This is a genomic window from Clostridium sp. LIBA-8553, assembly GCF_057782465.1.
Genome location: NZ_CM173489.1, coordinates 384,854 through 396,811, shown reverse-complemented (window position 1 = coordinate 396,811; position 11,958 = coordinate 384,854). Strand labels below are relative to the sequence as shown.

10 protein-coding genes are annotated in these 11,958 nt (G+C 31.1%); all 10 read right to left on the bottom strand.

Going from position 1 to position 11,958, the window contains the following annotated elements; translation table 11 throughout:
• Window positions 1-25 precede the first annotated feature (25 nt).
• The 10 genes from AC2JAQ_RS01610 to yqeC all read right to left on the bottom strand — a co-directional run bounded on the left by AC2JAQ_RS01610 (window position 26) and on the right by yqeC (window position 11,868).
• Window positions 26-1,438 (bottom strand): nucleobase:cation symporter-2 family protein, encoded by a 1,413-nt coding sequence (locus tag AC2JAQ_RS01610; RefSeq protein ID WP_488457587.1) that lies wholly within the window; start codon window positions 1,436-1,438, stop codon window positions 26-28.
• A gap of 20 nt (window positions 1,439-1,458) precedes the next feature.
• A complete protein-coding gene (ssnA, locus tag AC2JAQ_RS01605) occupies window positions 1,459-2,787 on the bottom strand; it encodes a putative aminohydrolase SsnA (RefSeq protein ID WP_488457586.1) in 1,329 nt (442 codons plus the stop codon).
• A 13-nt stretch (window positions 2,788-2,800) separates the two neighbouring features.
• Entirely contained in the window at window positions 2,801-4,390 is a 1,590-nt protein-coding gene (locus AC2JAQ_RS01600) for an N-acyl-D-amino-acid deacylase family protein (RefSeq protein WP_488457585.1), read from the bottom strand.
• A 15-nt stretch (window positions 4,391-4,405) separates the two neighbouring features.
• Window positions 4,406-5,593 (bottom strand): YgeY family selenium metabolism-linked hydrolase, encoded by a 1,188-nt coding sequence (locus AC2JAQ_RS01595; RefSeq protein WP_488457584.1) that lies wholly within the window; start codon window positions 5,591-5,593, stop codon window positions 4,406-4,408.
• A gap of 32 nt (window positions 5,594-5,625) precedes the next feature.
• Window positions 5,626-6,828, bottom strand: a complete 1,203-nt coding sequence (gene dpaL / locus AC2JAQ_RS01590; protein WP_488457583.1) for a diaminopropionate ammonia-lyase — start codon at window positions 6,826-6,828, stop codon at window positions 5,626-5,628.
• A gap of 335 nt (window positions 6,829-7,163) precedes the next feature.
• Window positions 7,164-8,927 carry a sigma-54-dependent Fis family transcriptional regulator gene (locus AC2JAQ_RS01585; RefSeq protein WP_488457582.1) on the bottom strand — a complete coding sequence of 588 codons (1,764 nt, stop codon included), beginning with the start codon at window positions 8,925-8,927 and terminating at the stop codon, window positions 7,164-7,166.
• Between the two features lie 18 nt (window positions 8,928-8,945).
• A complete protein-coding gene (locus tag AC2JAQ_RS01580; RefSeq protein ID WP_488457581.1) occupies window positions 8,946-9,758 on the bottom strand; it encodes an XdhC family protein in 813 nt (270 codons plus the stop codon).
• On the bottom strand, window positions 9,758-10,561 hold the full coding sequence (yqeB, locus tag AC2JAQ_RS01575) for a selenium-dependent molybdenum cofactor biosynthesis protein YqeB (protein ID WP_488457580.1): 804 nt from the start codon (window positions 10,559-10,561) through the stop codon (window positions 9,758-9,760). Before yqeB ends, AC2JAQ_RS01580 begins: the two co-directional genes overlap by 1 nt.
• Complete coding sequence (locus AC2JAQ_RS01570; RefSeq protein ID WP_488458759.1) at window positions 10,554-11,120, bottom strand: nucleotidyltransferase family protein; 567 nt, start codon at window positions 11,118-11,120, stop codon at window positions 10,554-10,556. Before AC2JAQ_RS01570 ends, yqeB begins: the two co-directional genes overlap by 8 nt.
• A 28-nt stretch (window positions 11,121-11,148) precedes the next feature.
• Complete coding sequence (yqeC, locus tag AC2JAQ_RS01565; protein ID WP_488457579.1) at window positions 11,149-11,868, bottom strand: selenium cofactor biosynthesis protein YqeC; 720 nt, start codon at window positions 11,866-11,868, stop codon at window positions 11,149-11,151.
• Window positions 11,869-11,958: the final 90 nt, after the last annotated feature.

Below are 11,958 nucleotides of genomic sequence, written 5' to 3'. Positions count from 1 at the left end.
AACTTCAATCATATTTATCTAAATTTTATTTATTTCCTTGTATAGCCAATTTTTCTTCATCTACTTCTTCTTCAATTTCTTCTATATCAGCCTCTAAAGTTTCAGGCATTGGTTCTTTATTTCCTAAAACATTAAAGAATATATTTAGTATTACAGCTGATAAACTTCCTGTTGTAATTCCACTATCGAATATTGTTTCTACCCATGATGGAAAGTTATGATAAAATCCTGGATTTGCAAGTGGAATCATTGCAAGACCAACACTAACAGCTACTATTACACAGTTCTTATTGCCATCAAATTGAACCTTTCCTAAAGTTCTTATTCCACCAACTAAAACCATTCCAAACATAGCAAAGCCTACTCCACCAAGTACTTGCTTTGGTATAGCTCCTATGATTGCTGCAAATTTAGGTACAAAACTTAATGCTAGAAGTATTATCCCTGCATACACAGCAACAAATCTTGACTTAATACCTGTTAATCCTACAAGTCCTGTATTTTGAGCAAATGGAGTAATTGGAAATGTATTAAAAAATCCTGCAAACAATGTTGATATACCATCTGCTTTCAATCCTTTTTTTATGTTTTCCTCAGTAACTTCCTTATCAGTCATCTCATGAATAGCAATCATATTTCCAACTGATTCAGTCATTAAAACTAACATTATTAATATCATTGAAAGCACTGCTGATGGCTCAAAAGTCGGCATTCCAAATTCTAATGGGAAATTTACACTAAACCAATCTGCACTACTTACAGCACTAAAATCGGCCATTCCAAAGAACATTGCGAGTATTGTACCAATAACTATTGCGAATAAAATAGCAGCGCTATTCCATATACCTTTTAGATATTTAAATAATAACAATGTTATTACTAGTACAGTCATTGAAAGAGCCAAGTCTTTTGGTTCTACCGCTTGTACTTTGCTATTAGTAATCCATTTTATACCTACAGGCATTATAGATATACCAATTACCAATACAACAGTACCTGTAACAACCTTTGGAAAAAACTTTATTAATTTTCCAAAGACAGGGGCAATTATTAAACAAAATAACCCGGCTGCAATAACAGCTCCAAATACATTAGTCATAGCTAGCTCTTTACCACCTGATGTAGCCGCTATTATTGCCAAAATTCCTGAAACAGCTGCAAAGCTTGTCCCTTCTATTATTGGTATCTTAGCACCAGCAAACTTCTTAATTCCCATTGTTTGAATTAATGTTCCTATCCCAGCCATAAAAAGCCCTGCACTTATAAGAAATACTATTTCTGAGTGATTAAGACCTGCGGCCTCCCCTACCATAAGTGGTACAGCGACAGCTCCTGCACACATTGCCATAACATGTTGAAGCGAAAATATCCACGCCTTCGAAAAAGGTATCCTTTCATCAACTGGTGCTATATTTTCTTTTCCATTCTCCTCTCTCATAACAAACCCAAACCCTTTCACTAGATTCTATTCCATAACTTACTACAAACCTCTCTTGATTTAGCTAAGATTTCATCTTCATTAATATTTAAAAGCTTTCCATCTTTAACTAAAACCTTACCATTTACTATGGTAGTATCAACGGATTTCCCCATCATTCCAAATAAAATGTGAGAATTATAATTACTTCCATTCATTGGTGTTAATGGATTATAATCTACTACTATAACATCTCCAACTGCACCTTCTTCAATGATTCCAAATATTCCATTAAAGTGTTTCTCTGCAATCTTTCTATTATTTTCAAATAACATCATAGGAACTTCTCCCCATGCTACTGATGGATCTTTTAAGTGGTGCTTATGAATTATGTTTGCAACTTTCATTGATTCAAACATATCTGATGTATAACCATCTGTTCCAAGTCCAACAGTTATTCCCTTTGCTATTAAATTAATTGCAGGTGATACTCCTACTGCATTCCCCATATTAGACTCCGGATTGTGAACAACTGTAGTTCCAGTTTCTAGAATTATATCTTGTTCATTATCATCTGCATGAATACAATGAACAGCTATTGTTTTTTCTCCTAGTATATTGAATTTTTTTAATCTCTCTACTACCCTAATATGATGTTCTTCTATACACTTTTCTTCATCAGCTAAACCTTCTGCAACATGAATATGATATCCACAATCTAATCCTTTTGAAGCATTCATACACTTTTCTAATGATCTATCTGAAAGTGTAAAACTTGCATGCATTCCAAACATACCTGATTTCATATTGCTATTGCTTTCCTTGCAATGCTTTATGTAATCTATATTCTCTTTTATACCTTCAATTAAAGCCTTTTCTCCATCTCTATCAGATACTTCATAACAAAGTGAAGTTCTTATTCCAAGCTCTTCTGCAACCTCACCTATAGTAAAAAGGCTTCCTTTAATTGCATTAGGACTTGCATGATGATCAAAAAAAGTTGTAACTCCATATTTTAAACTGTCCATTAAAGTGCTATATGCACTATACTTTATATCTTCAAGAGTTAAGCTTTTATCTAATCTCCACCACAAATTATTTAGTATATCTAAGAAGTTCTTTGATGTAGGTCCATCTAAGCTCATTCCTCTTGCAAAAGCGCTATAAATATGACCATGTGTATTTATAAGTCCAGGCATTATAACTTTGCCTTTTGCGTCTATATATTCACTATCTTTATAATTTTTTAGTATCTCTTCAGTGTTTCCATAGCTTAATATCTTTCCTTCTTCTATAACCACAGCCCCATTTTCTATAAATGGATTTTCTTTATTTTGAGTTATTAACCTTCCATTACCTACTATTAACACACGAATCCTCTCCCTATTTTTTTCTTAATACTTTACCTGCTTTTACCTTTTTATACTCTCCCTTATCTATTACAACCTGACCATTTATGATTACATAATTTATTCCCTCTGGGAATTTTATTGGATCTTCAAAAGTTCCAATATCTTTGACTTCATCTTTATTAAATAAAACTATATCAGCAAAGTATCCTTCTTTAAGACTTCCTCTATCCTTTATGCTAAAAGCCTTAGCTGCTTTACTTGTCATTTTCATAACTCCTTCTTCAAGAGTTAATACTCCAAGTTCTCTTACAAATCTTCCAAGTATTCTTGGGAATGAACCATAAGCTCTAGGATGAGGCCTTCCAGCTAATAACCCATCTGTACATACATTTTGCTCAGCAAGCTTCATGAATTTGATTATGTGTTCCTCTAACCCATAATAATCAACCATACCTACAGCATTTTCTTCTTCAAGTAAAAGATCAAAAGTTGCATTGTAAGGATCTTTTCCTCTTAATTCTCCAAGCTCTACTAAGTTCTTTCCTATTGCATCTTCATTCTTTTTGTTTCTAACTGAAGTTACATATATAGCATCAAGACCAGCAAAATCAACAAAGTTGTCCCAACCTTCTATACCGTGTTCCATATCATATATCATCTTTTCTCTCATTTCCTGTGAAGCAAGTCTTTCCATAAGTTTATCTGTTCCACCATCATGAGCCCATGGTGGTAATATAACTCCTAGCATTGTACTACCTGCTGCATATGGATATTGGTCGAAAGTAACTCTTATTCCCTTTTTCTTAGCCTCATTGAATAATTCAATTACTTCATCAATGTATTTCCAATTTTTCTTACCGCATACTTTAAAATGTGAAAAATGAACTCTTACTCCTGACTTTTCTCCAATCTCAATTATTTCTTTCATTGAGTTTATAATAGTATCAGCCTCACTTCTTTGATGTACTACAAAGACTCCATCAAATTCTGCAACAACCTTACACATTTCTATAAGTTCTTCAGTATGAGAATAAGCACAAGGCATATATATAAGACCAGTTGATAATCCGTATGCTCCTGCTTCCATTTCTCTTCTTGTTATTTCGCACATTTTTCTTATGTCATCCTTAGTTGCAGGTACATTTCCAAGCCCAACCACTTCCATTCTTACATTTCCATGTGGTACTAGATATGCTTCATTTAATCCTACTCCATTGGTTTCCATCATTTTTAAATAATTATCAGTTATTTCATATTCCCAATCAATTTCATCTGATTCACCATCTAAACCAGCTATATTCTTTCTCCAAGGTGAAATATATTCTTTTGGTAATGGAGCCATCGATATTCCATCTTGCCCTAATACCTCTGTGGTAATTCCTTGTCTAATTTTTATTTCATTAAATGGATTTTCTAATATCTTAAGATCGCTGTGTGAGTGAGTATCAATAAATCCTGGGGCTACAACTAAGCCCCTAGCATCTATTGTTCTATCTATATTATTGTCACAAAGTCCATGTCCTATTTTTTCAATTCTCTCATCACAGATTAAGATATCTCCGATGTATCCTTTATTGCCACTTCCATCAGCTATAAAGCCATCTTTTATTAATATCTTCATCCTCAAAACCACCTTTTATTTGTTATAAACAGATTCTAATATGCCATAATATCCTTCAGCACCAGTAAATAATTGATCTAATTCTATATATTCATCAATTGTATGAGCTAAATTTTCTTTTGATGGTCCAAAACCAATTGTTCTTATTCCTGCTTCTCCAGCATAGTGTGAACCATTTGTACAGAATGAATATTGAGTTATTTCTGGATTTATTCCTGCACGTTTTAATCCATTATAAGCAGCTTGTACAAACTCATCATCTTCACTATATAACCAAGCTGGGAAGAATCTTTCTCCTTCGATTATTTCTCCTGTATAACAAGTTTCTCTACCTACTGCATATGAAACCTTAGCATTTAATTCTTTATCCTCTTTCATAAGCTCATCTATAATCTTTTTAATTGGAGCTAAAACTTCTTCTTTAGTTTCTCCAACTAAAAGTCTTCTATCGAATGTAGCTTTACAGTAATCTGGAACTACTGATGCTCCTGGATATGGTGATGATTTAATATCAGTTAATACAAGAATTCCTTTTCCAAGTACATCATGTACAGGAGTTTCTATATCTTGAATTCTTTCAATTATTTTTGACATTTTATATACTGCATTTACTCCCTTTTCTGGGTTAGCTGAGTGAGCTGGTTTTCCGAAAGTTTCAATAACTATTTCAGCTCTTCCTCTTTGTCCAATTTTTAAATTTAATTCTGAAGATTCACCAATAACTACGTAGTCTGGTTTAACAGCTTCACTTATTTTTCTAGCTGATACCCCTTCAAATATTTCTTCATGAACTACACCAGCCACAAAGATATCACCAGCAAAGTCTTTTTTGAAATCTTCTGCAAAATAAGCTGCAGCTGCGATCATAGCTGATGTTTGGCCTTTCATATCTGAAGCCCCTCTACCATAGATTTTTCCATCAACTATCTCTCCACCAAATGGTGCATAAGTCCATTTTGAATCATCTGGTACTGGAACTGTATCAATATGTCCATCAAAAAGTATTGTTTTTCCTGGCTTATTACCTTTTATATGTCCAATTACATTTCCATAGCTATCTACAAAACATTCATCATATCCTAATTCTTTAAAGCCTTTTTTAATAGCTTCTACTACGTTTCCTTCTTCTCCTGAAACTGATTGATTTCTTATTAAATCTTGGCATAACTTAGTTAAAGTTTCTTTTCTTTGATTAGTAAGCATTTCTATATTCCTCCCATAAATTATTTATTCTATTAACATTCACTATTCCAAACTATTTCTCTATATTTTTCTGGATCTGTATCTCCCTCAGTACTAAATAAAAGTACTCTTGAATTTTCATTTAGTTCTAAAGCTTCTTTTAAGTCTTTATAATCTTCATTTGTCATGATTTCATATAAAAGACCTGTTGTAACTGCTCCTGATTCTCCTGATGTTACTTTTTCATCTCCTTTTAATGGATTTCCAAGTATTCTCATACCTTTAGCTGATACCCAATCTGGACATGATACAAATGCTGTTGAATGATTTTTTAGAACTTCCCATCCAATAGTGTTTGGTTCACCACAAGCAAGTCCTGCCATTATTGTTTGCATATCTCCTCCAACAAATCTTGCCTCTCCATCATCTGCAATTGCTGATTTATAGAAACAATCTGCTAAGTTTGATTCAACAATAATTGTCTTTGGACACTCTTCTCCAAACTCTGATGCGAAGAATCCTTGAACTGCCCCTGCAAGTGATCCAACTCCTGCTTGTACAAATATATGTGTTGGTTTAATAACTTTAATAGCATTTAATTGATCTAAAGCCTCTAATGCCATAGTTCCATATCCTTGCATTATCCATGCTGGAATCTTTTCATATCCTTCCCAAGCAGTATCTTGTACCATTAATCCATTGTGCTCATCTGCATATTTAGCAGCTAATCTAACTGCATCATCATAATTTAAATCAGTTATACTAGCATCTGCACCTTCTGCTTTAATATTATTTAATCTTTGAAGTGATGATCCCTTTGGCATATAAACAACTGACTTCTGTTTTAATCTGTTAGCTGTCCATGCTACTCCTCTTCCATGGTTACCATCTGTTGCTGTAACAAATGTAATGTCTCCAAGTTTTTCTCTAACCTCATCTGATGTTAATTTTTCATAAGGTAGATCTTTTATATCTTCTCCTAGTTTATCTGCTAAGTATCTTCCCATAGCAAATGATCCACCAAGAACTTTAAATGCATTTAATCCAAATCTATAAGATTCATCTTTTAAATATATTCCTTTAAGCCCTACCTTTTTAGCTAGGTTATCTAATTCAACTAATGGTGTTTTATCATATTCTGAAAAACTTTCATGAAATTTTTTTGCTTTTGATACTTCTTCTCTACTTAAAAATTCTATACATCCTTCTTTATCTGTTTTTGGTAATGTGTTTAATTTCCATAATATTTTCTCCATAAGATTTCCTCCTGTATTCTTTTTCAATTTTCTAATATTTTATCTGTTTTATTTCTAAGTTTTATTTCTATGCTATTTATTAAAGCAATACTTGTGCCAATCTTTTCTATATTTTTCACAAATTTCACCCTTTAATTTTATATTTTTTTATTTTACAGGCTATTTTCTGTATATGTTTACAATGTGATATGTAGATATTTTTTTACTTTTTATCAAAATGATAAAAGGATTATCATTTTGATAATCCTTTTAATTCACTATATTTTCGTTATTTTATTAACAAAATAAGCAAGAGAAATTATCATTTTGATAACTCTTCTTGCTTATATCTATTATTACTCTCCAATTTTTCTGTATAATGTAGCAATACCTATTCCTAATTTTTTTGCAGCTTTTTTCTTACCAGCTGTATCCCGACCATATAAATCTAATGCCTTATTTATATATTCGCTTTCTATATCCTTAAGCTCTCTTATTTCTTCTAAATCATCTGAAGATATAGTGTTAGATCTTTCCTTCTCCTCATTTTCATACTCTAATACTGTTTGAGGAAGCATTTCTAATGTAACTATTCCATCTTCTCCACTTAAATTTACCATAAATTCAACTACATTTTCTAATTCTCTAACATTCCCCTTCCATTGATAAGCTTTTAACTTTTCTATTACATCCTCATTTACTGTATGAACATATTTATTAAATATCTTATTATATTTTTTTATAAGTTCATGCATAATAAGTTCAATATCACCATCTCTTTTTCTAAGAGGAGGAACTTCTATTGGTATAACATTTAATCTATAATATAAATCCTCTCTAAACTTACCTTCTTCTACAAGCTTTCTTAAATCTTTATTAGTTGCTGCTACAACTCTTATATCAAGCTCTATCAATTGATTAGAACCTATCTTAACTATTGTTCTTTCTTGTAGAACTCTAAGTAGTTTTACTTGAAGGTATAGAGGCATGTCCCCAATTTCATCTAAAAATATAACGCCTTTATTTGCAAGTTCAAATTTACCTACACGCCCACTTGAACTAGCACCAGAAAAGGCACCTTTAACATATCCAAACAACTCACTTTCAAGTAAGCTCTCTGGTATAGCTCCACAGTTTATAGCTATAAAAGGTTTATTCTTTCTACTACCTTCTGCATGTATAGCTCTTGCTACTAGCTCCTTACCTGTTCCACTTTCCCCTGTTATTAAAACAGTTGATTTTGAATAGGATATTCTTTTTATCTTACTTTTAAGCTGTTTCATAGCCGCAGATTCACCAACTATTTCATCACAGTTTATTTTATTATTCCCATGAGTTAAGTTTACAACTTCATCTTTTAAATGTTTAAGTTCATTAAACACCACTATTTTTTCACAGTTACTTTTATTTATATAATTATATATTATCTTTCCAACAACTTTATAAGGAATCCCTTTTATATATAATTCAAATATATCTCCTCCTGGAAAGTAATCATCCGTCTCTTTAATTTGTATATATTCTCCTACTATTTCAGGTTTTAAGTTTAACATTCTAAGAGCTTTATTGTTTATTATTTTAATATTATTTAAACTATCTATTGTAATAATTCCATCATCTACAGAATTTATAATTTCTTTAAAGAAATTTAAATTATTTTTATTTGCTAATATTTCATTTTGTTCTATTAATTTTATCGCTATAAATTCAGCTATTTGTTCCAAGAAACTCATAATTGTATCAAGATTTAAAAGTAAATGCTTTTTTTGTTTTTCTGTTGAGCATACAAATCCAATTATTCCAAATATGGAATTTTCATATTTTATAGGTACACATATCTCCATATGCTCCTTGCATTTCCCCTTATTCATACAATCTCTACAGAGAAAATTTTCTCCTGGATCCTCTATTATTTTTGATTCTCCTGTATATAAAGCCGCTTTATATACATAACCTGCAGATTCAATATTTTCTCCTACTCCATCTTTATATATTCCTGTACCTGCTATCCTTTGCATATTGTAATCAACAATTTCTACATCCAATTTCAATATATTTGATAATAAGTTTACATATTTATTTACTACATCTGAGATATCTATTAAATTTATCTGCATCATTATGGTGATTCTCCTTTTTTATTGATTTTGTAATTTTTTCATTTTTACATCTTGTAAATGGGCTAATCTACCATTGTTTTTTACTAGCAATATTTCTGATAAAATGCTAATTGCAATTTCTTCTGGAGTTCCATCTGATATATCAAGACCAATTGGAGCATGCATGCTTTCAATTAAATCATCAGAAATTCCTTTTTCTGATACTGCTTGCTTTAACTCTATAACTTTTTTGGCACTTCCAACCACACCAATATAATTATAATTCTTATTGATTAATTCTTGTGCCCAATAAGTATCACTTTTATGTCCTCTAGTTACAATTACTATATAGCTATTATCAAAGTTTACATCCCTTAATTCATCTATACTCTCAGCTACTATAAAGTCTTCCACATTTTTAAAGGCATCATATTCTCTAAACTCCTCCCTATCTTCAATTACAACCCTTCTGAAGTTCATATTATCAGTTAGTCTGCATATGCTCTGAGATATATGACCACCTCCAAAAATAATTAAATTTGGTTTTGGTTCAAATATCTTTATGTATCCTTCTACAGCTCCACCACATGCCATTTTAACTCCATTTTCATTTAAGTTATAAGCAAATTTTTGTCCTTGTCCACATTCTATACATTTAATAGCACTTTCTATAACCACACATTCTATTTTACCGCCACCTATGGAACCAACAATATTTCCATTTTCATCTACACTCATTAAAGATCCATTTTTTCTTGGTGTAGATCCATTAGACGATGTTAAAGTAACTAACGCCATCTTTTTTCCATTTGCTAATCCCTCAATAATACTCTTCAATACCTTTTCATCCATTATTTATTCCTCCATTGTCTTAACATCATTATACTCTCTAAAACTGAGCCACCTATACATCTAGCTTTATCTGAAATTAAATCACAATTTTTCTTCTGATTAATTCTAGGATCTATATCTGCTATCTTAAGCCCTTCTTTTACATAAAATCCATTCCTTATCATTCCTCTTATTACTCCAGTTAATGAAGCCTTAACATACTTATTTCCAACCATACATATGTTTTCTCCTTTTTCTACAATACTTCCAATATCCTTTATTATTTCAATATTTCCTTCACAAGGAGAATAAACAACTCTCTCAATTCCAAAGCCTTCTATTATTCCTGGAACTCCAGTATTCTTCGCAGCCGGTCCATTAAAAATTAATCTCCCTAAGTTATGTCCCCTATTAGTTTCAACTACTATATCAACATCCTCCCCTGCTACATAACCAGGTCCTAAGGCTACAGTTATATCAGCCATATCTCTATTGGTCCCAATATTTTTTTTACAAAGAGTTGCATCAACAACAGCCATAGGTTTAATCCTTTTTATTATCTCGCCTGAAGTATCATTTACAATACAAACCTTATTTTCATCTAATATATTAAATATTTCATTATATGAATCGGCTCTTTTAGCAACTACATCCTCAACTTTAAATTCCTTTTCATACATAGCCTCACTTAAACAAACTCTTCTTCTTATAGAAGTTGGCTTTTCTATTTCTAAGGCTACTACTTTAAATCCAGCTCTATATAATTTTTGAATTGCCCCAGTGGCAATATCTCCAGCACCTCTTACAACTACTATTTCACTCATTATATTTTCTCCTTACATATTCCAATTCCTCTTTGGTGTCAATATCAAAGAATTCAATATCTGAATGAAAATTCACAAAAGATACTTTGTCCAAATTATTTCTTATAACAGGTCTTCCTCCAATATCTCCTTTTAAAGACATTAATTCATCTTTAAAATCACTAGAAAAAATTGTAGGACTCTTATTTTGGCCATTAATTTTTGGAACAACTATACCGCCCTTATCATTAAACGTTTGCACTAATTTTATTATAGTTTCTCTTTTTAATAATGGTTGATCTCCAGTAAAAAACATATATCCATTGCTTAAATTTGATGCTTTTTCTAAGGAAATTTTTATACTTTCACTTTGTCCATAATTAGCTTTTTTATTATATATAGTAGATATTCCATACTTTTGGGCAATTTCCTTTATTCTAGGATCTCTATAAACTAAAACAATCTTATTAAAGCCTATAGAGCTAACAGTTTCTATTACCCATTCCACTAAAGGTTTACCACAAAAATCTAATAAAAGCTTATTTTTCCCCATTCGTTTACCAATTCCAGAGGCTAAAATTATAGCTAATATTTTAGGTCACCTCCAACTAAAATTTATAATATTGATTCTTCTTTAAATCTCCACCAATAATTTTTAAGGAATTTTTATTTTTTCTACTTAATATTTCAAGCAATTTCCATACCAGTTCTTTACTTTTTTCATCATCAATTCTATTTAAGAATAATATTTTCTCTCCTACGGAATCTTTAAATAATCCCCTTGGATTTACTATTATCTCTGCTATTACATCTAATGTTATTTCATCTCCAAGTTTAGTTTTGAATATATTATTGAAAATTTCTATTCGATGTATGTTTTCTTCTGTAACCTTTTGTCCAATAATATGCAAGGGAATTATTCCTATGGTTTTTGTAGTTTCATTTAATATTACCGGTTCAGTATCATTCCATCCCTTAAGAGGTTTTGTTTTCGATCCATCGCATTCAAGTAATACATAATCAAATCTACTCATATATTTTTTTATTAAGGATATATCTCCTGAAATCTTATTCTGATTTACTTTTTCTCCTGCAATAAATGTTCTTCCTTTTTTTATGCTAATTCCATTATCTTCAGCCAAGCTGAAAAAATAATCAACTTGATTTTCTTCAGGACATAACATCTTTGTTGTTGTTGATATTAAAACTTTTTCTTCCCTAAGTTCCTTAGCTAAATTATATATAAACGTAGTTTTTCCACCAGAACCAACAACAGATATAATATCTCCTATTTTTATATCTATTAAATCACCTAAACACTTTTCCAAAATTACTCCTTCTTTCATCTTGTTTACAAATATAACCTTATTTTATAAGTACAATGAATATTTTTCAATTATTTCAGAAATATTCTAAAA

Bases quoted from the DNA above. Each gene is read 5' to 3' on its own strand.
- AC2JAQ_RS01610 (WP_488457587.1), bottom strand. From the start codon at position 1,438: ATGAGAGAGGAGAATGGAAAAGAAAATATAGCACCAGTTGATGAAAGG.
- AC2JAQ_RS01600 (WP_488457585.1), bottom strand. From the start codon at position 4,390: ATGAAGATATTAATAAAAGATGGCTTTATAGCTGATGGAAGTGGCAAT.
- AC2JAQ_RS01595 (WP_488457584.1), bottom strand. From the start codon at position 5,593: ATGCTTACTAATCAAAGAAAAGAAACTTTAACTAAGTTATGCCAAGAT.
- dpaL (WP_488457583.1), bottom strand. From the start codon at position 6,828: ATGGAGAAAATATTATGGAAATTAAACACATTACCAAAAACAGATAAA.
- AC2JAQ_RS01585 (WP_488457582.1), bottom strand. From the start codon at position 8,927: ATGATGCAGATAAATTTAATAGATATCTCAGATGTAGTAAATAAATAT.
- AC2JAQ_RS01580 (WP_488457581.1), bottom strand. From the start codon at position 9,758: ATGGATGAAAAGGTATTGAAGAGTATTATTGAGGGATTAGCAAATGGA.
- yqeB (WP_488457580.1), bottom strand. From the start codon at position 10,561: ATGAGTGAAATAGTAGTTGTAAGAGGTGCTGGAGATATTGCCACTGGG.